This window comes from Cupriavidus sp. OTU4054, assembly GCF_038440175.1.
GTDB lineage: Bacteria > Pseudomonadota > Gammaproteobacteria > Burkholderiales > Burkholderiaceae > Cupriavidus > Cupriavidus pauculus_D.
In genome coordinates this window covers 1-26176 of sequence record NZ_JASATF010000023.1, presented here as the reverse complement: position 1 = coordinate 26176, position 26176 = coordinate 1, and the positions used below count along the sequence as shown (strand labels likewise).

At 67.3% G+C, this 26176-nt stretch carries 21 protein-coding genes; 11 read left to right on the top strand and 10 right to left on the bottom strand.

Features of this window, described 5'->3' with window-relative positions; all coding sequences use genetic code 11:
• Nucleotides 1-294 precede the first annotated feature (294 nt).
• The gene (locus AAHB16_RS23785; protein WP_150373893.1) at nucleotides 295-1818 is read left to right on the top strand and encodes a glucan biosynthesis protein G; all 1524 of its coding nucleotides are present in this window, start codon (nucleotides 295-297) and stop codon (nucleotides 1816-1818) included.
• A gap of 31 nt (nucleotides 1819-1849) precedes the next feature.
• On the opposite strand, the gene AAHB16_RS23780 is transcribed toward AAHB16_RS23785, so the two are convergent.
• Both AAHB16_RS23780 and AAHB16_RS23775 read right to left on the bottom strand, forming a co-directional pair.
• Nucleotides 1850-5305: a response regulator gene (locus AAHB16_RS23780; protein ID WP_342052150.1), complete on the bottom strand. Its 3456-nt coding sequence runs from the start codon at nucleotides 5303-5305 to the stop codon at nucleotides 1850-1852.
• A gap of 267 nt (nucleotides 5306-5572) precedes the next feature.
• Entirely contained in the window at nucleotides 5573-7744 is a 2172-nt protein-coding gene (locus tag AAHB16_RS23775; RefSeq protein ID WP_150372855.1) for a di-heme oxidoreductase family protein, read from the bottom strand.
• A 445-nt stretch (nucleotides 7745-8189) separates the two neighbouring features.
• On the opposite strand from AAHB16_RS23775, the gene AAHB16_RS23770 reads away from it, so the two are divergent.
• The gene (locus tag AAHB16_RS23770) at nucleotides 8190-9461 is read left to right on the top strand and encodes a GGDEF domain-containing protein (RefSeq protein ID WP_342052149.1); all 1272 of its coding nucleotides are present in this window, start codon (nucleotides 8190-8192) and stop codon (nucleotides 9459-9461) included.
• 134 nt (nucleotides 9462-9595) lie between these two features.
• Nucleotides 9596-10813: an MFS transporter gene (locus AAHB16_RS23765; RefSeq protein WP_150372857.1), complete on the top strand. Its 1218-nt coding sequence runs from the start codon at nucleotides 9596-9598 to the stop codon at nucleotides 10811-10813.
• A 22-nt stretch (nucleotides 10814-10835) separates the two neighbouring features.
• Here the strand turns inward: AAHB16_RS23765 and AAHB16_RS23760 are convergent, their stop codons facing one another.
• From AAHB16_RS23760 to AAHB16_RS23735, 6 genes are all read right to left on the bottom strand, one after another.
• Nucleotides 10836-11414 (bottom strand): nuclear transport factor 2 family protein, encoded by a 579-nt coding sequence (locus AAHB16_RS23760; RefSeq protein WP_191002150.1) that lies wholly within the window; start codon nucleotides 11412-11414, stop codon nucleotides 10836-10838.
• 2 nt (nucleotides 11415-11416) lie between these two features.
• Nucleotides 11417-12445 carry a Bug family tripartite tricarboxylate transporter substrate binding protein gene (locus tag AAHB16_RS23755; protein ID WP_342052148.1) on the bottom strand — a complete coding sequence of 343 codons (1029 nt, stop codon included), beginning with the start codon at nucleotides 12443-12445 and terminating at the stop codon, nucleotides 11417-11419.
• Nucleotides 12370-13341: a patatin-like phospholipase family protein gene (locus AAHB16_RS23750; protein ID WP_342052147.1), complete on the bottom strand. Its 972-nt coding sequence runs from the start codon at nucleotides 13339-13341 to the stop codon at nucleotides 12370-12372. The genes AAHB16_RS23755 and AAHB16_RS23750 overlap by 76 nt, the downstream gene beginning before the upstream one ends.
• Nucleotides 13338-14552 (bottom strand): CaiB/BaiF CoA transferase family protein, encoded by a 1215-nt coding sequence (locus AAHB16_RS23745; protein WP_342052146.1) that lies wholly within the window; start codon nucleotides 14550-14552, stop codon nucleotides 13338-13340. Before AAHB16_RS23745 ends, AAHB16_RS23750 begins: the two co-directional genes overlap by 4 nt.
• Nucleotides 14549-16543, bottom strand: a complete 1995-nt coding sequence (locus tag AAHB16_RS23740) for a flavin-containing monooxygenase (protein WP_342052145.1) — start codon at nucleotides 16541-16543, stop codon at nucleotides 14549-14551. Before AAHB16_RS23740 ends, AAHB16_RS23745 begins: the two co-directional genes overlap by 4 nt.
• Nucleotides 16544-16640: 97 nt before the next feature.
• Nucleotides 16641-17612, bottom strand: coding sequence for a Bug family tripartite tricarboxylate transporter substrate binding protein (locus AAHB16_RS23735; RefSeq protein ID WP_150372863.1), 972 nt, complete (start codon nucleotides 17610-17612; stop codon nucleotides 16641-16643).
• 183 nt (nucleotides 17613-17795) lie between these two features.
• Between AAHB16_RS23735 and AAHB16_RS23730 the strand changes: the two genes are divergently transcribed.
• On the top strand, nucleotides 17796-18569 hold the full coding sequence (locus AAHB16_RS23730; protein WP_342052144.1) for an IclR family transcriptional regulator: 774 nt from the start codon (nucleotides 17796-17798) through the stop codon (nucleotides 18567-18569).
• A 43-nt stretch (nucleotides 18570-18612) separates the two neighbouring features.
• A complete protein-coding gene (locus AAHB16_RS23725) occupies nucleotides 18613-19197 on the top strand; it encodes a TetR/AcrR family transcriptional regulator (protein WP_342052143.1) in 585 nt (194 codons plus the stop codon).
• Here the strand turns inward: AAHB16_RS23725 and AAHB16_RS23720 are convergent.
• Nucleotides 19157-19741: a TetR/AcrR family transcriptional regulator gene (locus AAHB16_RS23720; protein WP_342052142.1), complete on the bottom strand. Its 585-nt coding sequence runs from the start codon at nucleotides 19739-19741 to the stop codon at nucleotides 19157-19159. The two genes, AAHB16_RS23725 and AAHB16_RS23720, sit on opposite strands and share 41 nt — an antisense overlap.
• A 151-nt stretch (nucleotides 19742-19892) precedes the next feature.
• Here AAHB16_RS23720 and AAHB16_RS23715 point away from each other — a divergent pair, with 151 nt between their 5' ends.
• Nucleotides 19893-20630 (top strand): DUF2076 domain-containing protein, encoded by a 738-nt coding sequence (locus AAHB16_RS23715; RefSeq protein WP_342052141.1) that lies wholly within the window; start codon nucleotides 19893-19895, stop codon nucleotides 20628-20630.
• An 85-nt stretch (nucleotides 20631-20715) separates the two neighbouring features.
• On the opposite strand, the gene ilvD is transcribed toward AAHB16_RS23715, so the two are convergent.
• Nucleotides 20716-22575: a dihydroxy-acid dehydratase gene (gene ilvD / locus AAHB16_RS23710; RefSeq protein ID WP_342052140.1), complete on the bottom strand. Its 1860-nt coding sequence runs from the start codon at nucleotides 22573-22575 to the stop codon at nucleotides 20716-20718.
• A 236-nt stretch (nucleotides 22576-22811) separates the two neighbouring features.
• Here ilvD and AAHB16_RS23705 point away from each other — a divergent pair, with 236 nt between their 5' ends.
• From AAHB16_RS23705 to AAHB16_RS23685, 5 genes are all read left to right on the top strand, one after another.
• Nucleotides 22812-23165 carry an ArsR/SmtB family transcription factor gene (locus AAHB16_RS23705; protein WP_342052139.1) on the top strand — a complete coding sequence of 118 codons (354 nt, stop codon included), beginning with the start codon at nucleotides 22812-22814 and terminating at the stop codon, nucleotides 23163-23165.
• Nucleotides 23162-24226, top strand: coding sequence for an ACR3 family arsenite efflux transporter (arsB, locus tag AAHB16_RS23700; protein WP_342052138.1), 1065 nt, complete (start codon nucleotides 23162-23164; stop codon nucleotides 24224-24226). Before AAHB16_RS23705 ends, arsB begins: the two co-directional genes overlap by 4 nt.
• A 9-nt stretch (nucleotides 24227-24235) precedes the next feature.
• Nucleotides 24236-24658 (top strand): arsenate reductase (glutaredoxin), encoded by a 423-nt coding sequence (arsC, locus tag AAHB16_RS23695; protein WP_342052137.1) that lies wholly within the window; start codon nucleotides 24236-24238, stop codon nucleotides 24656-24658.
• Complete coding sequence (gene arsH, locus AAHB16_RS23690) at nucleotides 24655-25410, top strand: arsenical resistance protein ArsH (protein ID WP_342052136.1); 756 nt, start codon at nucleotides 24655-24657, stop codon at nucleotides 25408-25410. Before arsC ends, arsH begins: the two co-directional genes overlap by 4 nt.
• 8 nt (nucleotides 25411-25418) lie before the next feature.
• On the top strand, nucleotides 25419-26176 hold a 758-nt coding region (locus AAHB16_RS23685; RefSeq protein WP_342052179.1), incomplete at its 3' end, for an MFS transporter.

The following is a 26176-nucleotide window of genomic DNA, read 5'->3' as shown; positions in this document are numbered from 1 at the left end:
GATCGTTTTTCCGTTATGTAGGTCAGCGACGCGCTCGACTCTGCCCGAACGCGCGCCTGACGTATGCCCGACTTTGTCGGACTTTTTTACAGCGCACGCATGCCGTTGCAGGCACGCCACGCAAAAACGTAACTTTTAAGGCACTACGCCCGCAGTTTACCGTCTATACACTAGCGGTTTGCACCGCAGCACGACTGTGGCAACATTTTCCAACCCGTCTTACTGGAGGAATCGGTCTTGACAGCAGCCTTTGTCGCGACATTTACCCGGGGCGTCCTGCCCGCGCTTGCCGCCATGCTGGCCGTGCTGCACGGTGGTGCCGCATTTGCCTTCTCGCTCGACGACGTGACCGCACGCGCGAAGAGCCTGGCCGACAAGCCCTACGTGGCACCCGCGAACAATCTGCCGCCGGCGTTCCAGCAGATGCAGTTCGCCGACTACATCAAGATCCAGCCGCGCACCGACAACCTCGAGTGGAAGAATCAGGGCACGCCGTTCAAGCTCGGGTTCTACCATCAGGGCATGCAGTTCAGCTCGCCGGTGCGCATCAACGAGATCGTCGGCAACAACGTGCAGGAGATCCGCTACGACATGTCGCGGTTCGACTTCGGCGACCTCAAGCTCGACCGCTCGGCCACGAGCAAGCTCGGTTACGCGGGCTTCCGCGTGATGTACCCCGTCAACCGTCCCGACAAGCTCGACGAAGTCATGAGCGTGCTCGGCGCGAGCTACTTCCGCGTGATCGGCAAGGGTCAGGTGTATGGCCTGTCGAGCCGCGGCCTGGCCATCGACACCGGCCTGCCCGTTGCCGAGGAGTTTCCGGCGTTCCGCGAGTTCTGGATCGAGCGTCCCAACCCGCAGGACAAGAAGCTCGTGTTCTTCGCGCTGCTCGATTCGCAGCGCGCGACCGGTGCCTACCGCTTCGAGCTGATGCCGGGCGAGGACTCCACGCTGAAGGTGCAGGCGCGTGTATTCATGCGCGACAAGGTGACCAAGCTCGGCGTGGCGCCGCTGACGAGCATGTTCCTGTTCGGGCCGAACCAGATGCGCGACCCGCACAACTTCCGCCCGGCGCTGCACGACTCCAACGGCCTGTCGATCCATACCGGCGACGGCGAATGGCTCTGGCGCCCGCTGAACAATCCGCGCCATCTGGCCATCAGCCAGTTCACCGTGAACAATCCGCGCGGTTTCGGCCTGCTGCAGCGCGGCCGCGATTTCTCGTCCTACGAGGACCTCAAGGATCGCTACGACCTGCGGCCCAGCGCGTGGATCGTGCCCGAGGGCGACTGGGGACGCGGCAAGGTCGAGCTCGTCGAGATTCCCACGCCTGACGAGACCAACGACAACATCGTCGCATTCTGGACGCCCGACGCGCTGCCCGCGAAGGGGACGCCACTGGTGGCCAACTACACGATGCACTGGACGATGGACGAGCGCGCGCTCGTGCCGAAGGACGTGGCATGGGTCAAGCAGACGCTGCGCTCGGCCGGTGAAATCATGCAGGCCAACCTGATTCGCCATCTCGATGGCAGCGTCGGGCTCCTGATCGACTTCGAGGGCGCCCCGCTCGCGAATCTCGCGCCCAGCGCGCAGATCAACCCGCAGGTCAGCCTCAGCGACAACGCCGAGCTGATCGAGCGCGTGCTGCAGGTCAATCCGGCGACCAAGGGACAGCGGCTGACGCTGCGCTTCAAGGTCAAGGACCCGAAGAAGGTGGTCGAGCTGCGCGCGGCGCTGGTCTCGGGCGACAACCGTCCGCTGACCGAGACGTGGAGCTACCAGCTGCCGCCGGACACGGCACCGAAGGCGCAGTGATCCCGTGACCCGCGTGCCCCGAAGGCGACGGTCAGATCATCGCCTTCGGCACCCACACGCGCAGCAGCGAATACAGCTGGTCGAGGTCCACGGGCTTGGCGATATAGTCGCTGGCCCCGGCCGCAAGGCATTCCAGCCGGTCCTTCTGCATCGCCTTGGCCGTCACGGCGATGATCGGCAGGCTCTTGAGCCTGAGGTCCGCGCGAATCCGGCGCATGGCCTCGAGCCCGTCCATGCCCGGCATCATCACGTCCATCAGCACGATATCGATATCCGGCGTGCGCGCGAGGATATCGAGCGCCTCGTGCCCATTGCGGCCGATGTCCACGCGCATGCCCTGATGCTCGAGCGCGCTCGTCAGCGAGAACACGTTGCGCACGTCGTCGTCCACGACGAGGATGCGCCGCCCTTCGAGCTCGCGGCTGCGCGCCCGCGCGGCCAGCAGCATATGCCGGCGCTCTTCCGGCAGATCCGATTCCACCTGATGCAGGAACAGCGTCACCTCGTCGAGCAGGCGCTCGGGTGAGCGCGCGCCCTTGATGATGATCGACTGCGAGTACTTGAGCAGTTCGCGCTCTTCCGCACTCGACAGGTTGCGGCCTGTGTAGACGATCACGGGCGGGAACGAGCAGGCCTCGGTAATCGCCATCGAGCGCAGCAGTTCGCTGCCCTGCATGTCCGGGAGCTTGAGGTCGACGATCATGCAGTCGAACACCTCGGTCAGCAGTCGCTGCAGGGCCTGCTCGCCGGTTTCCACCGCCACGATCTCGATCTTCTCGTCGCCGATCAGCTGGACGATGCTGTCGCGCTGGCGCGCATCGTCCTCCACGAGCAGCACGCGCTTGACCTGCCGCGCGATTTTCTCCTCCAGGCGGCGGAAGATATTGGCAAGGTCCTCGCGCGAGGTCGGCTTGACCGCGAACCCGATCGCGCCGAGATGCAGCGCGGTATCGGCGCGGTCCATGGCCGAGACCACATGCACCGGGATATGGCGCGTGCGGGGGTCGCCCTTGAGCTCCTGCAGCACCATCAGGCCCGAACGGTCCGGCAGACCGAGGTCGAGTAATATCGCCTGCGGCTGGTGCTCGCGCGCCATCGCGGCGCCCTCCCCGCCCGTGCCGCAGACGATGCACTGGTACTGCATGTCGTGCGCGATATCGAGCAGGATCTGCGCGAACTGCGGTTCGTCCTCGATCACGAGCACGAGGCGCTCGCCGCTCAGCGCGTAACGGTCGTCGGGGATCACGGCGCGCGCCTCGGCGAGATCGGGAAGGTCCGCGGGAACATTCGCGGACACGCTCGCGGGCACGTGCGCCGGCACGTTCGCCACCACGTTTGCCATCAGCGCGGGCGCCGTCGCGGGCAGCGTGGCCCGCACCCCGGCGACCGGCGCGGCAAGCGGCGCCGCTCCAGCATCCATCGCATCGGCCTGCACTTCGGGAGCCGCCACATGCGGCGCCACATAGTGCACGGGCAGCGTCACCGAGAATGCCGACCCATGCCCCGGCGTGCTCTCGAGCGTAATCTCGCCACCAAGCAGTTCGGCAAGACTGCGCGAGATGGACAGTCCCAATCCCGTGCCGCCGTACTGCCGGCTGGTCGTGCCATCGGCCTGATGGAACGCCTCGAACACGCGCGCGTGCTGCGCGGGCGCGATGCCGATACCGGTATCGATGACGGAGCAGCGCACGCGATCGGGCCCCGCCATGGTCCACTGCACGAAGACCTGTCCATGCTCCGTGAACTTCACCGCGTTCGACAGCAGGTTCTTCAGCACCTGTTCCAGGCGATGGCCATCGGTCGTGATCGCGAGCGGCACGTCGGGGGCCACCGCGCACTGGAACGCAAGCCGCTTCTGCCGCGCGAGCGGCTCGAACGTGCGCACGAGGTTGTTGTTGATGTGCTCGAGCGCGACGGTATCGATCACGAGCTCGACCTTGCCGGCCTCCACCTTGGCCAGGTCGAGAATGTCGTTGATCAGCACCAGCAGGTCGTTGCCCGCCGAATGGATCGTCTGCGCGTAGCGCACCTGCTCGCTCGACAGATTGCCGGCCTTGTTGTCGGCCAGCAGCTTCGAAAGTATCAGCGAACTGTTCAGCGGTGTGCGCAGTTCGTGCGACATGTTGGCGAGGAACTCGGACTTGTACTGGCTCGCGCGCTCGAGGTCCGCGGCCTTTTCCTCGAGCGTGGACTGCACGCGCATCAGCGCATCGTTCTTCTCGTCGAGCACGCGCGCCTGCGCGGACAGCTGCTCGTTGGTCTGCTCGAGCTCGGCCTTCTGGTTCGCGAGCACCGCGCGCGACTGCGAGAGCGCCGAGGTCTGCTGTTCCAGCTGTTCGTTGGCCACGCGCAGTTCTTCCTGCTGGCTCTGCAGTTCCTCGTTGAGCTGCTGCGTTTCCTCGAGGGCTTCCTGCAGACGCTCCTGCTGCTGCGCGGCGGCCACCACGTCGCCGATCGTCGCGCTCATCAGCGCGAGGAACTCATGGGTACGCGCATCGGGCGGCGCCATGAACGCGAGCTCCAGCGCGCCGATCACGACGCCGTTCGCCCGGATCGGCGCGACCACCAGCGCCGTGGGCGGCGCGGCGCCCAGCGCCGACGCGACGGACCAGTAGTCCGCCGGGACGGCGTCGATATGCAGGGACTGCGCGGACGTCACGGCACGGCCGACCAGCGTGTCGCCCACGGCGATGCGCTGGGGCAGCATGTCCTCGTTTGCCAAGCCGATGGCGCCGCGGCGCTCGAGCGTGTTACGGCTGACCAGCACATAGAGCGTGCCGGCCGCCGCGCCAAGATAGCTCGCAAGAAACTCGAGCACGACCGGCGAGAGCCGCGCGAGCGAGTCCTGCCCCACCACCTGCGCACCGAAGCGTACCTGTCCATCGCGCAGCCACGCCTGATGCGTCAGCACGCGCGCCTGGCTCTCGTGCGCGTCCAGCGATCCGCTATAGGCATCCGACAGCTGCACCAGATCCCGGCGTCCTCGCCAGGCGACGATAAAGCTCAGCAGCACGCTGGCCACCACGGATCCGATGATCGTCACGAGCGCAAACTGGCTGCCCGAGTCCGCGCGATTGAGCCGCAGCGTCTGCTCGATACCGAGAAACGCGTCGAGCTCGCGATTCGTCGCATCGCGCTCGGCCTCGCCGCGGCCGGCCAGCGCCGATGCCTGCGTGCCATCCCCGCGGCGCCGCAGCGCGATCAGTTCGTCGGCCTTCCGATCCCACTGCTGCTGCCATGCCTTGATGCGCTGCAGCCGTTCCACCTGCGCGGCGTTGTCGCGCACGAGCGTGGAGAGCGCATCGACGTCGGCCATCAGGATCGGACGCGCGAGGTCGTAGTCGCGCGTGTAGCGCTCGTCGCCCGTCATCGCGAAGCCGCGCAACGCGGCTTCCTTGCGCCAGACCAGCCGGCCGATCTCCTGCGTATTGCCGATGACGCGCTCGGAATGCTCGATCCAGCTGTTGGCAGAGAGGAGATACAGCACGAGCCCGATGAAGATCGCCGCCGTAACCCCTCCGACCACGAGTGGCAGTGTGATATTGCGTCGAAGGATCCGCCGAAAAGCCAACTCATCGAGTCCGGTCGAGGGAGACATAGGGAACGTGGCCGAAGGGTCGGCGCCCATGGAATTGGAGGTGGCGGCATGTTACCTCACCGGCGCCAACAAAAAAGCCGTGCCCGAAGGCACGGCTCAGGGGCGGCGCGGGAAAGTCGCGCCGTTTCTCGGGGAGAGAAAGCGTCGTGGCGGCCTTTACAGCGACTGCAGGAACGCGACGATCGCGTCGCGGTCGTTCTTGGGCAGGGCCTCGAAGCGCGTGCGCGCGTCGTTGGCCTCGCCGCCGTGCCACAGGATGGCCTCGACCATATTGCGCGCGCGGCCGTCATGCAGCAAACGCACGCTTTGATCGGCATTGCCCTGTACGAAGCGCAGCGAACCGATGCCCCACAGCGGCGCGGTACGCCACTGGTTCGGCGCGGCGCGGCCTTCGCTCAGCGTGTCGGCCAGGCCCGGGCCCATGTCGTGCAGCAGCAGGTCCGTGTACGGATGGATGGTCTGGTCGCGCAGTTCCACGAACGGGTGGTTGGTGCCGGTCTTCAGCGTCGCGGTGTGGCAGGCCACGCAGCGGGACTGCGTGAACAGCACGCTGCCGCGCGCGATCAGGTCCGGATTCACGTCATGCTCGGGCGATACGCGCACGCCGGCCGGGAAGCCGCTGCGCAGGCTGCGCTGTGCCGGCACCGCGATCAGCGACAGGTAGCTCGTCAGGCGTTCGATCTCGGTCTCGGAGATCGACGTGGCCGCGGCGGCCTGGCGGCAGTCGGCGGCGCCCATCTGGCAACCGCGCGTCGGGAACACCGGCGATGTCACGCCCATGTCCTTGCTCAGCGCGTCGCCGGCCTGCTGGCGGATGCTGCCCTTCGACGCCTTCCAGCCAAAGCGGCCCAGATGGGTCTTGCCGGTTTCCGGGTCGGTGACCCAGTTCGGGATGCCGCGCACGCCGTCGCCGTTCACGTCGTCCGGATCCGCGAGCGCGAGAATCGTCTTCTCGTCCAGCGCCTCGAGCAGGCCCATGCCGATGACCTGCGCGGCCTGGCGCGCCGAGTATTGCGCCGGGGTCGGGCCCTTGAACGCATAGACCGGCTTGACCAGTTCCACCTTCTCCCCATCGGGCAGCGTGCGAACCGTGGTCTCGTACGACTTGATGCTGACGTCGTACTGCGGGGCATTGCCGTCCTGCGCGTGCTGCTGCACGTTCCAGCCGTAGGTCGGATCGGCCTTGCCATCGGCGGCGGCGGTCAGGATCGACATCGTGTCGAGCTTCACGCCGATGCCCGGCGAGATGCTGCGGCCGTTGTTCGTGTGGCACTGGATGCAGCGCGGCTGGTTGTAGCGCGGGCCGAGCTGGCCGATGTGCGCCGTGAACACGGGGTTGTCGGCGTCATGCTCCGAGTGCTTGCCGTCGAGGAACGACGTGTGGAACAGGCGGCGGCCCTCCACGAAGCGCTGCGTGTTCGCGATGCCGATATTGTTCGACATCTGCTGGAACACGCGCATCGGCTCCTCGGAGTAGTTGTACGAGAGGCTCGCCTGGCCGCCCAGCAGCGCTTCGTCCGGAATCGGTTCCGAGTCGAGGTTCGGCACGATGCCGTACCACGGCTTCATGCCCTGGCCCACCACGTACAGCTGCTCGAACGAGTAGTAGCGGCTGCCGCCGCCATCGACCACCGGATCGCGCTTGAGGCGCGGCGCCGGCGCGAGTTCGATCTTGTCGCCGATCGCCAGCTTGCTGTGCGGGTCCGTGCGCCAGTTCGAATCCACGGTCATCATGCAGTTCTCTTTGGGCTGCCCTTCGATACAGATCGGCAGTCCACCCTGCGTGGGATTGTTGAAGCCGTAGTTCAGCGACCAGCCATAGTCACGCACTTCCGGGTTCTGGATATTGCGGAACAGGCTGAACGTCGTGCCGTCGAAGATGCCCTGGTTCACGCGCAGGTAGAACGAGATCTTCTGGCGGCCCGCCGGCACTTCGTCGCGAATCTCCAGGCCGAACGTGCGATTCTGGAAGTAGAACGTCGGGAACGTGAGGTAGCGGCCCGGACCCGCGTCCGGCGCATCCCATGCCTCGCCGCGCTCGCGTGCGTGACGCTCGGTGGGCCGCATGCCCACCAGCGTCACGAGCGTGCCGTCGGCCTCGCGGTACTGGATCTGCTCCATCGCCTGCGTCGTCGCGTCATACAGCGGCGAGTAGCCCGATGCGGGCTGCACGGGCGTCGAGTTGCTGGCGTTGTTGTTGCCGGACGGCGCGGCAGCGCCATCACCGCCGCCACCGCCGCCGCAGGCGGCGACGATCGACGCGGCAATCAGGGAGACGGCAAGCGCGGCAACCGCGCCCGTGCCTCGCTTGGGGACGGGAAATTGCATGGTTTATCTGACCTTCTTTGTTGTTATCGAATGCCTTCGGCCAGTTGCTCCGCCGGCGGTTTCCACTGCATGCAGACAACAGGCCCCCCTGGACGCGCCGGGATGGCGATCCATATGGATGCAAGACTGTTGGGAAGGCTTGAATGGATGTGACAGACCTGTACCGCAATCATCGTGCCTGCCATTTCTCGGTCATGCGGTGACCTTCGGCGACGGCGCAATGGCTTCGCAGCGGACCGAAGATCGCGGCATATTCCTGCGAATTGGCGTATCCAACCAAAGGGGGATATGGGTACGAACGGAATCTGCCGAAATGCACGCAGGCGGTTATATCGCGCCGTGCCAGAAAATGGCCCATGAGGTGACATCAATTGGCAGTCGACCGCAGCAATAGGTGTCACTGCCGATGCGCTAGACTGCGCGGGTATTCGTTCGCACGCCTTACATGTCCTTCAACGACCCCGTCACGCTGCTCCTGATCATCACGCCGTTCGGGCTCATGACGATGCTGCTGCTTTGCCTGTCCTATATCGGGCTCGGCAAGGACAACGCGTCGCTGCACTGGTGGATCGCGGGCGATCTGCTGCTGGCCGCCTATCGTGTCGCGGCCCTGCTGCAGCCGGGCGTGCCGCAGGGCGTGAACCGCGACGCGCTCGCCTGGGTGCCCACGATGACGCCCCTGGCGGCGTTTATCACCGGCACGACGCTGCTGCTGGCGGCAGTGGGCGCCCACACGCTCGCGCTTTATCGGCTCGACCCTCTTCGGCCAGACCCTCCCCGCCTCGACCCTCCGCGCCCGGACGATGCGCCCGGCAAGCGCGGCCGCGGCACCTCCGTGCTGATGCGCCTCGGCCTCGCGCTCCCGCTGCTCTACGCCTGCGGCGCGGCTGCGGCCGTGCGGGCGGGCTACGCGCTGCCCTGGCACTCGCTGTTCATGGTGGCCACCATCGCGATACAGGCACGCATCACGCTGCGCCTCGCGCGCCGGTATCGCGGCGCGCTGGGCCTGCTCGCGGGGCAGCTCGTCGTCCTTGCCTATCACGCCTGGTCGGGACCCGTGCTCGTCCTGCATCCGATTCCGCCGCAGGCATTCGAGCACACGTTCCTGCCATCGGTGCAGGCGCTGACGATGGACGTGATCGTGTCGTTCCTGTTCACGCTGAGCTACGCGCTCGCGCTGCAGGAACGGCTGCGGCTGCGCATCCTGCAACTGAGCATCACGGACTCGCTGACGGGCGCGCTCAACCGGCGCGGCGCGGTGTCGATCCTCAACGACGCATGGGCGCGCGCGAGCGCCGAGCGCCATCCCATCGCCATCGCGATGGTGGACCTCGACAACTTCAAGCGCATCAACGACCAGTACGGCCACTCGGCCGGCGACGCCGCGCTCCAGGCCTTCGCGGATACCGTAACGCGGCTCAAGCGCCAGTCCGACGTGTTCGTGCGCTGGGGCGGGGAGGAATTCCTGCTGATGCTGCCGCGCACGGAACTCGGCCAGGCCCAGCACTTTCTGGCGCGCCTGCGCGACCACCTCAAGGCCCTGCCGCTGACGCCCGCGCTGCCGTTCCACCTCGAATTCAGCGCGGGGCTCGCCGACAGCCGCGCAGCCGTGGCCGCGCGCGACTTCGAGACCGCGCTGCGGGCCGTGGACAAGGCGCTGTACCGCGCCAAGGTGGACCGCAACCGCGTGGAAATCGTCTCGGAAGTCGACGTTTGAGCACTTTTCGCACGAATCAGGTGTCGCGAACGCCAGATTATTGAGGTGGCGTCAACAAGCTTTCCCACGGACTCGCCTTTTTCCCGGCCATGATGCGCCGCACAATGCCGGGATTGGATATCCGGAGATCCGGCATGACACCCACGCAACCTTCCACGGACAGCACACAACCGGCCGGCAGCGCCGGGCTGGCCCTGCTCGCCCTCGCCGTCGGCGCCTTTGGCATCGGCACCACCGAGTTCTCGCCGATGGGCCTGCTGCCCACGATCGCCGCCGGCGTGAACGTTTCCATCCCGACCGCGGGCATGCTGATCAGCGCCTACGCCATCGGCGTGATGGCCGGCGCGCCGCTGATGACGCTCGCGCTGTCGCGCTGGTCGCGCCGCACCGCGCTGATCGTGCTGATGAGTATCTTCACCATCGGCAACCTGCTGTCCGCGGTGGCCACCGACTACACGATGCTGCTGCTCGCGCGGCTCGTCACCAGCCTCAACCACGGCGCGTTCTTCGGCCTCGGTTCGCTCGTCGCGGCCAGCGTGGTCCCGCGCGAGAAGCAGGCCAGCGCGGTGGCGACGATGTTCATGGGGCTGACCATCGCCAACGTCGGCGGCGTGCCCGCGGCCACGTGGCTCGGTAACGTGATCGGCTGGCGCATGTCGTTCGCGGCCACGGCCGGTCTCGGCGTGCTCGCGATGGCCGCGCTGTGGTTCGCCCTGCCGAAGGGCAGCGCGGGCCAGCGTCCGAACGTGCGCGCGGAGCTTGCCGTGCTCACGCGTCCCGTCGTGCTCGGCGCGCTGGCGACCACCGTGCTCGGTGCCGGCGCCATGTTCACGCTCTATACCTATATCGCGCCGACACTGTCGGACCTCACGGGTGCGTCGTCGGGCTTCATTACCGCGATGCTCGTGCTCATCGGTCTCGGCTTCACGATCGGCAACGCCGCGGGCGGCAAGCTCGCGGACCGTTCGCTCGATGGCAGCCTGATCGGCTTTCTCGTGCTGCTGATCGCCGTGATGCTCGCGTTCCCGCTGCTGGCAAAGTCGCATGCGGGCGCGGCGATCGGCCTCCTGATCTGGGGCGTCGCGACGTTCGCCGTCGTGCCGCCGCTGCAGATGCGCGTGATGCGCGCGGCCGTGGAAGCGCCGGGGCTGGCGTCGTCGGTCAACGTGGGCGCATTCAACCTCGGCAACGCGCTCGGCGCGGCGGCCGGCGGCTGGGCCATCTCTGCGGGCTTCGGCTACAAGGCCGTGCCCCTCGTCGGCGCCATCATCGCGGCGGCCGGCCTGGCACTGGTGCTCGTCCAGATCTCGGTCCGCCGCAAGCCCGCGGGCCTGTCGCTGGGCGAACGATAACGGTGCCCATCGGCGGCACTCGTCAGCCGATGCCGAGCCGCCGCCGCTCGGTCTGCACCTGATCCTCACCATCGCGGCGGCCGATGATCCAGCCGTCGCCGGGCACCAGCGCGCGGTATTTCACATCGACGATCTGCTTCCAGTCCTGGATCAGATCGCGATGGGCAATGCGCCATACCCCATCCCGCCTTTCCATCCGATCGAGGTAGCGTGACGACGTGAACATATCCATGGGCGCGTCGGCGTCGCCGGCCGCGCCGCCGGTCAGCTGCGCAAGCTGCGGCTTGGCTTCGGCCGGGTACTGCTGGATCGTGCGCACGTAGGTCTCCACCAGCGCGACGTCGTCGCTCGCGAACTCGATCAGCATGTTGCCGATAAAGTGGCTCGAGGTCGCGATCGGCCGGTGCCGCACGAGGATCCATTCGACGAGCCCTTCCGCCGGACCGATATACGGACCATGGCTGTCGATCGCGCCGGGCCAGAAGATATCGAGCATGCCCTGCCGGTCCAGCCGGTCTACCGCGCGGCACCAGCGGAACATCAGGTCCTGGATCTGCAGGCGGGAGACGATGCGTTCGGGGGTATATTGGCTGGTCGTCATGGTCATGCGGTCTTGAACTGCACACGGGTGGAAAGCTCCTGCATCTGCGCGGCCTCCCTGCGGATCAATGTCGCGAGATCGGCTGGCGTGCCGCCGACGGGCACGATGCCGTACCCCTCCATCTTCGACACGATGGCCTTGTCGGCGAGCATGCCATTGAGCAGCGTATTGAGCCGCGCGACGATCGGCTTCGGCGTATTCGCGGGCGCGCCCACGCAGAACCATGGCGACATCACGAACCCGGGCATCGTCTCCGACAACGTCGGCAGATCGGGCAGCAGCGGCGAGCGCTGCGCGGACGTGACCGCGAGCGCCTTGATGCGGCCCGCCTGAATGAGCTTGAGCGCGGACGAGATCTGATCGATCGTGAAATCGATATTGCCCGCGATGAGGTCCGTCAGCATCTGCGAGCCGCCCTTGTACGGCACGTGCACGGCCTGCACGCCCGCGCGCTGCTTGAACACCTCGCAGCTGATCTGCGCGCTCGATGCCACGCCGGAACTCCCGTACTGGAAGTTCCCGCCTCTGGCCTTCATCAGCGCGATGAGCGCGGCCGGCGAATCGACGTCGAGCGAGGGCCGCACCATCAGCACGTTCGGCGTCTCCGCAAGATTGATCACGGGCGCGATCGAGTCGATCGTGAACGGCAGCTTCTCGTACGCGAAATGGTTCGTGACCATGGTGCCGACCGAACCCATCAGCAACGTGTAGCCATCGGGGTTCGCGCGCGAGACCGCGGCCACGCCGATCGTGCCCGTGGCACCGGGCAGGTTCTCGACCATCACGGGCTTGCCGAGCGTCTTCTGCAGATGCTCGGCAACGAAGCGGCCGAGGATGTCCGTGGATCCGCCGGGCGGGAATGGCACCACGACCTTGATCGGCTGGGCGGGCCAGCCGGTGGGCAGCGACGCGGGCGTCGCCACGGCAGGGGTCGCCTGGGCATGCGCAAGACGGCCTAACGGCAGCGCGAAGCCCGCCCCCAGCGATCCGCCAATGCACTGCCGCACAAAGCGGCGTCTCGATGATTCCATGACATGTCTCCTCTCGTTATGGGCACCGCATCCGCCGGACTTGAGGCATGCCACGCCGCGGCGATCTCCGTCGCCATCCGCGCGGCCTGCGCCAATCCCGCCTGCGCGCTCGGCACGCAACGCGACGGATCCAGAACGTTGTCGGTCATCGCATCGAGCGACGCCGCATCGGGAACGATCACGGACACGGATGCGCCACGCGCGCGGAGCCCGTCCACCTCGGCGCGCAGATGACCGCTGACGGGATTGCCCTCTGCATACCCGAGCGGTGCGATCACGAGCACATGCTTCGCGTCCGGCGCGAGGTCGGCGTTGGTCAGCGAGCGGATGCCGCCATCCATGTAGACGCGCCCGCCGATCGGCACGGCCGGCCACGCGCCGGGCACCGCGCAACTCGCGGCAATCGCATCGACGAAGTCCACACCGCCGTCCGCATCGAACACGACGTGCGCCCCGGTCGCGGTATCCACCGCCACCACATGCAGCGCGCGCCCGGGCCATGTCGCGCGCGGCAGGCGGCCCGCGACGATGGCGCGGCGCGCGTCGAGCGGTACGGTCTCGCTGCGCAGCGCAAACGCGCCGATGCGCCGGCGCGCCGCATCGATATCGTCGCCCACGCGTTTCATGAGATGCCGGTTGCGCGCGTCCGCGTCGGCCTGCGAGTAGGGCCGCGCCTGTTCGAGCGAACCCGCGGGCGGCGCAAGCTGCTGCGCGAGCAGCGTTTCCACCGCCACACCGGACGCCAGCTGCGCACCGACCACCGAGCCGGCCGACGTCCCGACGAACGCATCGGCGTCGGCGATATCGACACCGGCCCGCGCGAGCCCTGCCGCGATGCCCGTGGCCCACGCAATGCCGGCCACCCCGCCCCCGCCCAGCACGACCGCGCGTTTCATATGACCCCCGCGTCGTTCAGCGCGGCCAGGCGCTCGGGCGACAGCCCCAGCAGATCGCCGTAGATCTCGGCGTTGTGCTGGCCCAGGTCCGGCGCGGGCTCGATCGGCTTTTCGGCGCTATCGGGAAACTTCGGCACCACGCCCGCCATCTTCACGGGACCGATATGCGGATCCGGCACGGACGCGATGGTGCCGCGCGCGCGATAGTGCGGATCGTTCATGATGTCCTCGATGCTGAAGATGAACGAGTACGCGAGCCTGGCCTCGTCGAGCGTGGCGCATAGCTCCGCCACGGGCTGCGCCTCGATCCACGCGGCCAGCGCGGTGTTCAGCTCGTCCACGTGCTGCCAGCGCTGTTCGTGCGTGGCAAAGCGCGGATCGCCGAGCCAGTCCTGCCGGCCCATCGCCTGCGCCAGCCGCTGGAAGCCCGCGTCGGCGGACACCGTGAGGATCATGTAGCGGCCATCGGACGTGCGGAAGTGCTCGCCCGGCGCCGCCGCGAAGTGCTTGTTGCCGCGCCGCTCCCGCACGGTACCCAGACGGTCGTAGGCGGGCACCAGTACCTCGGTGAAACGGATGATCGATTCGTACATGGCGAGATCGATCTGCTGGCCTTCGCCGCCGTGCATGTCGCGGCGGTAGATCGCCATCATCAGCGCGAACGCGCCGAGGATCGCGGACTGGTAATCGGCGATCGACGTGCCGATGCGCACGGGCGGACGATCGGGGAACCCCGTGATGCCCATGAGTCCGCCGAAGGCCAGCGCGATGCGGTCGTATCCCGCGCGCTCGCGATAGGGTCCCGTCTGGCCGAAGCCCGAGATCCGCAGCATGATCAGCTGCGGATTGCGCGCCTTGAGCACGTCCCATCCGCAGCCCCACTTCTCGAGCGTGCCGGGGCGAAAGTTCTCGACCACGGCATCGGCGTGTTCGACCAGATCGAGCAACAGCTCGCGACCCTCCGGCTTGCGCAGGTCGAGCGTGATGCTTTTCTTGTTGCGGTTCTCGACGCTCCAGTACAGGCAGCGGCCATCGACGAACGGGCCGAGATCGCGCACGGTGTCGCCACGGCGCGGGACCTCGACCTTGATGACCTCGGCACCGAAGTCGCCGAACAGCGTGGCCGCGACAGGACCCGCGACCATGGTGCCGAGATCGAGGATGCGCAGGCCACTCAGCAGATGCGGGCCGGGACCGGAGGTCATCTTCATGATGCGGCCCCCTCCTTCTGCGCGTTGAGCGGGTCGCATGCGCGCGTCGCGGCATTGCCTTCGCGCACGATATAGTCGGCAAGGCCCGAGTTGCGCGTCATATGCCAGTAGGCGTCGTTGCGGAACGGCGTGGGCGCCACCACGCGGCCGCGCGCGTTGCGGTACCAGTTGGACATGCCCTTGTGCGTCCAGATCATGCGCGCGTGGGCATCCTGCACGCGCGCGTTGTACGCGTCGTGCACGTCCTGCCGCACCTCGATCTCGAACCGCTCGTGCGCGTTCAGCGCGGCCTTGAGCAGCGACATTACGTACTGCACCTGCGTCTCCAGCAGCGCGACGACGCTGCCGCCATGGCCGAGCGCCGTGTTGGGGCCGGCCAGCATGAAGAAATTCGGAAAGCCCGGCGTGGCCACGCCGAGGTAGGCCTGCGCGCCGTGCGCGTCCCAGTGCTCGCGCACGTTGCGGCCACCGCGCCCATGCAGGTTGAATGACGACAGCAGGTTCACCGCATCGAAGCCCGTGCAGACCACGACGATATCGACCTCGTGGCGCTCGCCATCGGCCGTGACGACCGCATCGCGTTCCACGCGATCGATGCCGTCATTGACGATGCGCACGTTGTCGCGCGTGGCCGTGCGGAACCAGCCGTTGTCCATCAGCATGCGCTTGCCGAACGGCGGGTAGTCGGGCAACACGTCGGGCAGCAGGTCCTGGCGGTCGCCAAGCTGCTCCCGCACGTACGAGACGAAGAACTCGCGATGCTTGTCGTTGCGGCGATTGATCGCGCGCTCCGGGTGCGGCCATTCGGGATCCACCTGCAGCGAGGCATGGATACGGTCGTTGAAGATCCAGGCAAGGCGCTGGCGATACCACGGCTGGTAGTACGGCAGTTCCTTCAAAAGAAAGCGCGCGGCCGCGGGCACGGGCTTCTGAAAACGCTCGAATGGCGCGGCCCATTGCCGGGACCGCTGGAACACCGTGAGCCGCGAGACGATCGGCGCGATCGCGGGCACGATCTGCATCGCGCTCGCGCCGTTGCCGATGATGGCCACACGCTTTCCGGCCACATCGAGGCCTTCGGGCCAGCGCGCGCTGTGGAAGCATGGGCCTTCGAACGTATCGAGCCCGGAGATCGGCGGCATCTTCGGCATATTGAGCAAACCCACCGCGCTGATCACGACATCGGCCCGAATGACGTCCGCATTGCCGTCGGCATCGGAGACACGCACGGTCCAGTCCATGCTGCCTTCGTTGTACGTCGCCGCATCGACCTTCGTGCCGAAGCGCATATGCGCGCGCACGCCAAAGCGATGCGACACCTCGACGAAGTAGGCCTGGATTTCCTCGCGCAGCGCGAAGTAGCGCGTCCAGTCCGCCCTGGCAAACGAGTACGAATAGATATGGTTCGGCGTATCGACGCCCGCGCCCGGATAGCGGTTCTCGTACCACGTGCCGCCAACCTCGGCATTCTTCTCGATCACCGTATGCGGAATGCCGGCACCCTGCAGGCGGATGGAAGCGCAGAGTCCCGCCACGCCCGCGCCGATCACCACCACGTGGAAGCCTTCGGGCACGCGGTATTCGTCGCGCTGGTCGATACGGAACGCGGGGTCGCCGCCCAGCCACGCGCCGACCATCGGACCGTAGGCTTCGGGCACGTCCTCGCCGACGCTGCGGCGCATCATCTCCACGAGTTCCCCGAGTTCGGGCAACGGCAGCGCGGCCGGCGCACCGGCCTTCCACGCGAGCACGGCATCGCGCGCGGCGTCGCGGACTTCCTGCTGGACCTCGGGCGGCAGGCCGCCGCTATCGTGATCGTCGATGCCGCGGATATGCGTGCACTGGTAGCGCTCGGACAGCCAGCGCCGGTCGCCGGTCAGATGCAACAGCATCATCAGCAGCGTGGGCACATTGGCCGCGGGCAGTGCGTGGTCGAGTTCGCGGATCCATGCGGGATCGATGGCAGGCGTGGAAGACGAGGAGGCGGTCATTGGCATTCTTTGGGCAAAAGGGGGCCCGCGGCGGGCCGCGCGCGGCCACCTTGGGCAACAAACATCGACGAGGAGAAAAAGCGCTTGCCTGGGTGTCTTACTTGGGCGTCATGCCGGATGTGCGCACGACATCGCCCCACTTCGCGTATTCGGCGGCAACGGTCTTCTGCATGAACTGCGGCGTGCCGGGCCAGGCCTCGAAGCCCAGCGCGTCGAGCTTCTGCTTGACCTGCGGCATCGTGAGCACCTGCTGCAACTGCGCGCTGAGCTTCTGCACGATGGCGGGCGGCGTGCCGCGCGGGGCGACCAGCGCGGTCCAGCCCAGCGCTTCATATCCCTTCACCCCCGCCTCGATCATCGTCGGCACGTCCGGCGCGATCGAGGAGCGCGTGCTATCGAGCACGGCCAGCGCCTTGAGCTTGCCTGCCTTGATGTTCTCGTGCTGCGCGCCGATGGTGTCCACCATGAGCTGCGCGCGGCCGGACATCACATCGATGGACGCGGGCGCGCCGCCCTGGTACGAGACCGTGGTGATATCGACGTTGGCCTTGGACTTGAACAGCTGCAGCGCAAGCTCGAATGCCTGCGCGCCCGATGCGAACATCAGCTGGCCGGGCTTCTTGCGCGCGTCGCGGATCACGGCCTCCACGCTGTCATACCCGCTCGCGGGGCTGGCCAGCAGGATCATCGGTGCCTTGGCCACCATGCCGATGGGCTCGAAGTCGTTGAGCGGATCGTAGAGCCTGGTGGCCTGCAGATGCGGCCCCGTGGTCAGCGTGCCGCTGACGGCCAGGCCGAGCGTGTAGCCATCGGGCGGCGCCTTGGCAACCATGCCCATCGCGATCATGCCGCCGACCCCGGGGCGGTTCTCGATCACGAACGACTGGTTGTTGAGCTTCGACAGCTCCTGCCCGATCAGGCGGCTGATCGTGTCCGAAGCGCCGCCGGGCGGGTAACCGACCAGCAGCTTCACGGGCCGGGCGGGAAAATTGTCGGGCCCCTGCGCATAGGCGCCGCCGGGCAGCAGCAGCGCCAGACAGGTGGCGGCAATGAGGGATGCGCGAGTCATGTTGTCTCCTGATGTTCTGTTTTTTTTGTAGCCGATAGCCACAGTATCGGTATGCGCGCGTAACGGCGTAAAACTCTCGATACCGATTCGTTCACAATATGAACGTGCGGATTCCCCTATGCTGCACCGTAGCGGGCGGAGCGGCGATAATGGAGCGCGTGATCTTTTGCAGGAGTTCACATTGTGAATACGGAAGCCTCCCGTACGCGCGGCGCGCAGGCCGTGTTCCGGGCGATCGACCTGCTCAAGCTCGTCGGGCTGAACCACGAGCATGGCATCTCGCTGGCTTCGCTGGTCGCGGCGACGGGGCTCGATCGGGCCACCGCCTACCGGCTGCTGAGTTCGCTCGTGCAGAGCGGCATGGTCGCGCGCGACGAGGGCAAGCTGTACCGGCTTGGCCTCGAGTCGATGCAGCTGGGCCTCGCGACGATGAGCCGCGTGCCGATCATGGAGCGCTGCCGCCCGACGATGATCCGGCTTGCCCGGCGTACCGAGGACACCGTCTACCTCGTCGTGCGCAATGGCGACTATGCGCATTGCGTGCACTACGAGCAGGGCGCGTTTCCGATCAAGGCGCTCGTGCTGCAGGTCGGCGGGCTGCGGCTGCTGGGCGTGGGCTCGGCGGGCACCGCATTGATGGCGACGCTGTCAGACGCCGAACTCGAAGGCTTTCATGCGCGGCATGCGGCCGAGTTGCCGCCGGAGCGCGGTTCGCTGCCGCATCTGCTGCGCCAGGCCGCGCAGATCCGGCAACAGGGCCATGCGCTGACCGACAACCTCGTGGCGACGGGCGTGGGCGGCGTGGGCGTGGCGTTCGAGGTCACGCCGGGGACCTATGCGGCCATCAGCATCGGCGCGATTCGCTCGCGCATGGACGATGCGCGGCGCCGATGGATCGCGGACCTGATGCGCGAGGAACTGCGCGCCGCGGGATGGGCGTTGCCGCCCGAGGGATGATCCGCGTTTGCATCGCGCGCGGTCTCGCTTCACACTAGCGGGCATGGGTCATTCACAGGCATCCAAGGCGGCCACGCGCGAGCGCCTTGTCGTCACCGCCGCGCGGCGCCTGCTGCGCGAGGGCACCAATGGCGCGAGCGTCGCCGATATCGCGGCGGACGCGCACATCACGGCGGGCGCGATCTATCGGCACTTCGCGTCGCGCGACGTGCTGCTGCGGGAAGCATTCGCCGCGGCGGCCACGGTACTCGGAGACTGGTCGCGCCGGTCGCCGGACTTCGATACGGCCGTCTCCCTCTACCTGAGCCCCGCGCATCGCGATGCGGTCGATGCGGGCTGCCCCGTCGCCGCGCTCGCGAGCGACATGGCACACGGTACCGCCGATGATGCCCTGCGCGGCGCCTTCACCGCGCATGTACGCGGCGTCATCGACATGCTCGCCCATCGCCTCGCGCCCGAGGCCGGTGAGCGGGCCCGTGCGGAGGCCATCCTGTCGTGGTGCGCCTGCGTCGGCGCGCTGGGCCTGTCGCGCGCGATACCCGACGCGTCCGCTTCCGGCGAACTGCTCGCGGATGTCGCGGCGGAACTCACGCAGTGGCCGTCGCGGTCCCCGCGAATGCCTCGGTAAGCTGCGCGGCGACCGTGTCGAGTATCTCGCGCGACAGCGCGGGATCGTCCACCGCGCGCGACAGCGCGAGCGCGCCCACGCAGGCACTGAAGGTCAGCCGCGCCCGCGCGCGCCGCCGCGCCCGCACTTCTTCGGGCAACAGCCGCTCGAAGAACGCGAACATGCGCTCGATCTGGCCGGTGTAGACATCGGACGCCCGGTCCGGAACATGGCGCGGCACGTCGTTGAGCAGCGCTGTCAGCGGGCACGATCCGCAGCGATCGTCGCGATGCGCGGGCGAGAGATACCGCGCGATGGCATCGCGCAGGCTGGTCCTCGCCGCGTCGTCCCATCCCTCGAGATCGCCGAACGCGGCGGCCAGCGCCTCCACGACGAGATCTTCGCGCGACGCAAAGTGCTTGTAGAAGCCACCGACCGTCAGGCCCGCTTCCTCCATGATGTCCGCCACGCCAATGCCCGCGAACCCGCGCTCGCGAAAACGGCGCGCGGCAATCCGCACGATGCGTTGATGCGTCGCGGCCTTCTCCGCGCGTGAATGCCTCATGATGAATGCATGGTCTGAATGCGGGGTCGATTAACGCGTCGATCCTAGCACGTGCAATCGTTGGTTCCCTTAAGTCTCCTTTAAGTCTTCGTCCCTAGACTCAACCCGTACTCACCTCAAGCCGTACGAACGAACGGGACAGGAGATAGCCATGACCCCCCAGGAAACCCAAGCGCTGGAACGCTTCTTGACCCAACTGTCGCAGGCGCGCGTCGCCGCGAAAGATCCGCAGGCCGATGCCATGATCGCCGAAACGGTCGCGCGGCAGCCCGATGCCGCCTACCTGCTCGTGCAGCGCGCGCTGCTGCTCGACAATGCGCTGGCCGCCGCACGCGAGCAGAATGCCGCGCTGCAATCGCAATTGCAGCAATTGCAGGCCGCCCAGGGGGGCGGCAATCGCGGCTTTCTCGATGACAACGCGTGGGGCTACGCATCGGGCAACAACGCGGGTCGCGCGGCGGCGGCCGGCGCCGCATCCATGGCGGCACCCCAGCCGGCGCCCGTTCAGGCACCCGCTCAGGGACCCGGCCAACCACCGGTGGCGTATCAACCCGCCGCGGCACAGCCACCTGCAAGATCGGGCTGGCTCGGTGGCGGGCTGGGCGGCACGCTGGGGAGCATCGCGACCACGGCAGCCGGCGTGGCCGGTGGCGCGTTCCTGTTCCAGGGCCTCGAAAACATGTTCCATCGCAATAGCGCGAGCAATGTGCTGGGGAACCCGGATATGGCGGTGCTGGAGCAGCCCAACGAGACCGTGGTGAACAACTACTACGGCAACAACGACACGCCCTCGCTGGACACGACCAGCGCGTCGTCGGGCAACAGCTTCCTCGACGACGACGATCTCGGCAACGGGTCGTTCCTCGACGACGATTCGTCGTGGACCTGAAAGCGGAAGGGCCCGCCCCGAAACCGGGGACGGGCCCTTTCCTGACTGGGCAACCGGTCGCCCGGCCGCACAGCGGCCGGTCCGTTCAGTCGTCCAGCAGCGACAGGTCGCGCACGGCGCCCTTGTCCGCCGACATCACGAGCTTGGCGTAGGCCTTCAGCGCGGCCGTGACCTTGCGCGGACGCGGCTTCGCCGGCTTCCAGCCCTTGGCGTTCTGCGCCTCGCGGCGGCGCGCGAGTTCCTCGTCCGACACCAGCACGTTGATCGTGCGGTTCGGAATGTCGATGCGGATCTTGTCGCCATCGCGCACCAGACCGATCGCGCCGCCCGCGGCCGCTTCCGGCGAGCAGTGGCCGATCGACAGGCCCGACGTACCGCCCGAGAAGCGGCCATCCGTCAGCAGCGCGCAGGCCTTGCCGAGACCCTTCGACTTGATATAGCTCGTCGGGTACAGCATCTCCTGCATGCCGGGGCCGCCCTTCGGACCTTCGTAACGCACGATCACGATGTCGCCGGCCTTGACCTTGTCGTTCAGGATGTTCTCGACGGCCTCGTCCTGGGACTCCGTCACGTGCGCATTGCCCTCGAACACGAGAATGCTCTCGTCCACGCCGGCGGTCTTCACCACGCAGCCGTCGAGCGCGATATTGCCGGTCAGCACGGCCAGGCCGCCCTCCTTCGAGAACGCATGCTCGTACGAGCGGATGCAGCCTTCGGCACGATCGAGGTCGAGGCTCGGCCAGCGCGTGTTCTGGCTGAACGCCACCTGCGTCGGAATGCCGGCGGGGCCTGCCATATAGAACTTGCGCACCGCTTCGTCCTGCGTGCGGACGATGTCCCACTGGTCGAGCGCGTCCTTGAGCGTCGGCGTATGCACGGTCGGCACATCGGTGTGCAGCTTGCCGGCGCGGTCCAGCTCGCCGAGGATCGCCATGATGCCGCCGGCGCGATGCACGTCCTCGATGTGGTACTTGTTCGTGTTCGGCGCCACCTTGCACAGCTGCGGCACGATGCGCGACATGCGGTCGATGTCGGTCATCGTGAAGTCGATCTCGGCTTCGCGCGCGATCGCCAGCAGGTGCAGGATCGTGTTGGTCGAACCGCCCATCGCGATATCGAGCGTCATGGCATTCTCGAACGCCTTGAAGCCAACCGAACGCGGCAGCACGCGGTCGTTCTCCTGCTCGTAGTACTCGCGCGTGAGTTCGACGATACGGCGGCCGGCGCGCTTGAACAGCTGCTCGCGGTCGGCGTGCGTGGCCACCACGGTGCCGTTGCCCGGCAGCGAAAGACCCAGCGCCTCGGTCAGGCAGTTCATCGAGTTAGCCGTAAACATGCCCGAGCACGATCCGCAGGTCGGGCAGGCGGAACGCTCCACCTCGGCCACATCGGCATCCGAGTACGACGCATCGGCCGCGATCACCATCGCGTCGACGAGGTCGAGCTTCTTGAACTCGACGGCCTTGGTGACGGGGTTCGCCAGGCGCGTCTTGCCCGCTTCCATCGGGCCGCCCGACACGAAGATCACGGGAATGTTCAGGCGCATGGCGGCCATCAGCATGCCCGGGGTGATCTTGTCGCAGTTGGAAATGCACACCATCGCGTCCGCGCAGTGGGCATTGACCATGTACTCGACGGAGTCCGCAATGATGTCGCGGCTCGGCAGCGAATACAGCATGCCGTCGTGACCCATCGCGATACCGTCATCGACGGCGATGGTGTTGAATTCCTTGGCCACGCCGCCTGCCGCCTCGATCTCGCGCGCGACGAGCTGGCCGAGGTCCTTCAGGTGGACGTGTCCGGGAACGAACTGGGTGAACGAATTGACCACCGCGACGATCGGCTTCGAGAAGTCTTCGTCCTTCATGCCGGTGGCGCGCCAGAGCGAGCGCGCCCCCGCCATGTTGCGACCGGCGGTGGAGGTTTTGGAACGGTATGCGGGCATCGTGGGAACTGTTTGAATCGCGGCAATTGGAATCATGGGGGGTCGAAGACCCGGGGGCCCCGCGAGTAGGAGCCCTTCGCTCGCCCGTGCGAACAACCTCTTGAGCCGCGCCGTGGGCAAAACCCGACGATTATCCCATAACGGGCTCCGAGCGGCCCGCGCCACCCACCCCCGCCATCGCGCACGTTGGCAATCTTCCATATTTCGAATATAGTCGAACAATGGAAACGAAGATCATGGAAACCGACGGCGCCCTCGAAGCGCTAAGCGCGCTCGCCCACGCCGTGCGCCTCGCCATTTTCCGCCTGCTCGTGCAGGCCGGGCCGGAGGGCCTGCCCGCGGGCCGCATTGCCGAAATCATGGACATGCCACCGTCGTCGCTGTCGTTCCACCTCAAGGAACTGCACCGTGCCCACCTGCTGGCAAGCCGGCAGGAAGGGCGGTCGATCGTCTATATGGCGCGCTTCGACACCATGGGCGGCCTGCTGGGCTATCTCACCGAAAATTGCTGCGGTGGCGCGCCGTGCGGGCCGGCGTCCGCCGGTTTGTCCGCGGGTTCGTCCGCCTGCGCGGCCCCGGTGCGGTCATGAGTGCCGCACCACCGCTCGAAGCGAGCGCGCCGGCCGCCGCCATCGGCGTGTTCGAGCGCTATCTCACGGTCTGGGTCGCCCTCTGCATCGTCGCCGGCATCGCGCTGGGCCAATGGCTGCCCGGGCTGTTCCGCGCGATCGGCGCCATGGAGATCGCGCAGGTGAACCTGCCGGTCGGCGCGCTTATCTGGGTCATGATCGTGCCCATGCTGATCCGGATCGATTTCGGCGCCATGGGCCAGGTGGCCGGACACTGGCGCGGCATCGGCGTCACGCTGTTCGTGAACTGGCTCGTCAAGCCATTTTCGATGGCGCTGCTCGGCTGGCTCTTCGTGCGGCATCTGTTCGCGGGATGGCTGCCCGCCGACCAGCTCGACAGCTATGTCGCGGGACTGATCCTGCTGGCCGCGGCGCCGTGCACGGCCATGGTCTTCGTGTGGTCGCAGCTGTGCAGGGGCGATCCGTACTTCACGCTGTCGCAGGTCGCGCTCAACGACGCGATCATGGTCGTGGCCTTCGCGCCCGTGGTCGGCCTGCTGCTTGGCCTGTCGTCGATTACGGTGCCATGGGATACGCTGATCGCCTCCGTCGGGCTGTATATCGTCACGCCCGTGCTGATCGCGCAAGGCATTCGCCGCGTACTGCTCGCGCGGGGCGAGGCAACGTACCAGCGGGCCGTCGCCGCGATGGGACCCTACGGGATCGCTGCCCTGCTCGCCACGCTCGTGCTGCTGTTCGGCTTCCAGGGCAATGCCATCGTGGCGCAGCCGCTGATCATCCTGCTGCTCGCCGTGCCGATTCTCGTGCAGGTGTTGTTCAACTCGGGCCTCGCCTATCTGCTCAATCGCCGGCTCGGGGTCGCGCACTGCGTCGCGGGACCGTCGGCGCTTATCGGCGCGAGCAATTTCTTCGAGCTCGCCGTGGCCACCGCCATCAGCCTGTTCGGCTTCCGGTCGGGCGCCGCGCTCGCGACGGTCGTGGGCGTGCTGATCGAAGTCCCCGTCATGCTGCTGGTCGTGCGCGTGGTCAACCGCTCGCAACGCTGGTACGAATCTGCGTAGGAACCTCCAATGTCCGTCACGATCTATCACAACCCTGCCTGCGGCACGTCGCGCAACACGCTGGCCATGATCCGCAATGCTGGCATCGAGCCCGCGATCATCGAATACCTGGCCACCCCGCCCGATCGCGAGACCCTGCAGGCGATGATTCGCGACGCCGGCCTCACCGTGCGCGAGGCCATGCGCGAGAAGGGCACGCCTTACGCCGAACTCGGCCTTGGCGACCCGGCGCTCACGGATGCCCAGCTACTCGACGCAATGCTGGCCCACCCGATCCTCATCAACCGGCCGTTTGTCGTCACCGAACGTGGCACGCGGCTCTGCCGCCCGTCGGAGGTCGTGCTCGATATCCTGCCCTCGCCGCAGCAGGGCGCCTTTACCAAGGAAGATGGCGAAGCCGTCATCGACGCGCGGGGACAGAGAATCCGATGATCGATCTGCCTAACATCATGCCGGCGGTGTTCGACACGCCGGACCTGCGCAAGCTCGAGCCTTCGCGCGTCAGCACGCATCCGCCGCGCATCCTGCTGCTCTACGGCTCGCTGCGTACGACGTCCTACAGCCGCCTGCTCGTGCGGGAGGCCGAGCGCATTCTCCAGCAGTTCGGCGCCGAGACGCGCGTGTTCGATCCCGCTGGACTGCCGATGGCCGACAGCGTGCCCGCCGATCATCCGAAGGTCGTCGAACTGCGCGAGCTGTCCCAGTGGTCCGAGGGACAGGTCTGGTGCAGCCCCGAACGGCACGGCACGCTGACGGCCGTGTTCAAGAACCAGATCGACTGGCTGCCGCTCGAGTTCGGCGGCATTCGGCCCACGCAGGGCCGCACGCTCGCGGTGATGCAGGTCAGCGGCGGCTCGCAGTCGTTCAACGCCGTCAACGCGCTACGCGTGCTCGGCCGCTGGATGCGCATGGTGACGATCCCCAACCAGTCGTCGGTCGCCAAGGCGTATCAGGAGTTCGACGCGGACGGCCGCATGAAGCCATCTGCGTACTACGACCGCGTGGTCGATGTCATGGAGGAGCTCTACAAGTTCACGCTGCTGCTGCGCGACCGCAGCGACTACCTGACGGATCGCTACAGCGAACGCAAGGACGCCGCGCCTGCCCAGGCCGCGGCACTCGCGGCCGCGGCGATGCAACACGAGCAGGACGCACCGGCCGAAGACAGCGACGAACTCGAATGACCGCAGGCATGCAGACGGCACCGAGCCGGGCCGTCATCGCGCGGCTCGGTATTGCCCAGACGCTGGCATGGGGGTCCACCTACTACCTGCCCGCGATGCTGGCGACGCCCATGGCGCGCGACCTCGGCGTATCGCCGCCGACGATCTTCGCGGCATTCAGCGCGGCGCTCGTGGTCTCCGCGCTGGTCGGCCCATCGGCCGGGCGGATGATCGACCGTCATGGCGGCCGCCCGATGCTGGTTGCAATGAGCGTGGTCTTCGCGCTGGGTCTGGCGGGTCTCGGTGCCGCGCAGGGCGTGATCGGCCTGTTCGCGGCGTGGCTCGTGCTCGGTATCGGGATGGGCGCGGGCCTCTACGAGGCCGCGTTCGCGACGCTGGTCGGGCTATATGGTCATCGCTCGCGCGGCGCGATCACCGGCATCACGCTGATCGCGGGCTTCGCGAGCACCGTGGGCTGGCCGCTTTCCACGTATATGGAAGCCCATATCGGCTGGCGCGGCGCGTGTTTCGCGTGGGCGGTCCTGCACGTGACGCTGGGACTTGCGCTGAACTGCAGCATGCCGCGCCGCGAATCGGACGGCACGCCCCCCGCAGAGGCGTCCGCGCCCTCGTCCTCGCCCTCGCCCTCGCCCTCGCCCTCGCCCTCGCCCTCGCCCTCGCCCTCGCCCTCGTCCGCACCCGCACCCTCGTCCGCACCCGCACCCTCGTCCTCGTCCTCGTCCTCGTCCTCGTCCGCACCCGCACCCTCGCCCTCGTCCGCACCCGC

Bases quoted from the DNA above. Each gene is read 5' to 3' on its own strand.
- AAHB16_RS23785 (WP_150373893.1), top strand. From the start codon at position 295: ATGCTGGCCGTGCTGCACGGTGGTGCCGCATTTGCCTTCTCGCTCGAC.
- AAHB16_RS23775 (WP_150372855.1), bottom strand. From the start codon at position 7,744: ATGCAATTTCCCGTCCCCAAGCGAGGCACGGGCGCGGTTGCCGCGCTT.
- AAHB16_RS23770 (WP_342052149.1), top strand. From the start codon at position 8,190: ATGTCCTTCAACGACCCCGTCACGCTGCTCCTGATCATCACGCCGTTC.
- AAHB16_RS23765 (WP_150372857.1), top strand. From the start codon at position 9,596: ATGACACCCACGCAACCTTCCACGGACAGCACACAACCGGCCGGCAGC.
- AAHB16_RS23760 (WP_191002150.1), bottom strand. From the start codon at position 11,414: ATGACGACCAGCCAATATACCCCCGAACGCATCGTCTCCCGCCTGCAG.
- AAHB16_RS23755 (WP_342052148.1), bottom strand. From the start codon at position 12,445: ATGGAATCATCGAGACGCCGCTTTGTGCGGCAGTGCATTGGCGGATCG.
- AAHB16_RS23750 (WP_342052147.1), bottom strand. From the start codon at position 13,341: ATGAAACGCGCGGTCGTGCTGGGCGGGGGCGGGGTGGCCGGCATTGCG.
- AAHB16_RS23745 (WP_342052146.1), bottom strand. From the start codon at position 14,552: ATGAAGATGACCTCCGGTCCCGGCCCGCATCTGCTGAGTGGCCTGCGC.
- AAHB16_RS23740 (WP_342052145.1), bottom strand. From the start codon at position 16,543: ATGACCGCCTCCTCGTCTTCCACGCCTGCCATCGATCCCGCATGGATC.
- AAHB16_RS23735 (WP_150372863.1), bottom strand. From the start codon at position 17,612: ATGACTCGCGCATCCCTCATTGCCGCCACCTGTCTGGCGCTGCTGCTG.
- AAHB16_RS23725 (WP_342052143.1), top strand. From the start codon at position 18,613: ATGGGTCATTCACAGGCATCCAAGGCGGCCACGCGCGAGCGCCTTGTC.
- AAHB16_RS23720 (WP_342052142.1), bottom strand. From the start codon at position 19,741: ATGAGGCATTCACGCGCGGAGAAGGCCGCGACGCATCAACGCATCGTG.
- AAHB16_RS23715 (WP_342052141.1), top strand. From the start codon at position 19,893: ATGACCCCCCAGGAAACCCAAGCGCTGGAACGCTTCTTGACCCAACTG.
- ilvD (WP_342052140.1), bottom strand. From the start codon at position 22,575: ATGCCCGCATACCGTTCCAAAACCTCCACCGCCGGTCGCAACATGGCG.
- AAHB16_RS23705 (WP_342052139.1), top strand. From the start codon at position 22,812: ATGGAAACCGACGGCGCCCTCGAAGCGCTAAGCGCGCTCGCCCACGCC.
- arsB (WP_342052138.1), top strand. From the start codon at position 23,162: ATGAGTGCCGCACCACCGCTCGAAGCGAGCGCGCCGGCCGCCGCCATC.
- arsC (WP_342052137.1), top strand. From the start codon at position 24,236: ATGTCCGTCACGATCTATCACAACCCTGCCTGCGGCACGTCGCGCAAC.
- arsH (WP_342052136.1), top strand. From the start codon at position 24,655: ATGATCGATCTGCCTAACATCATGCCGGCGGTGTTCGACACGCCGGAC.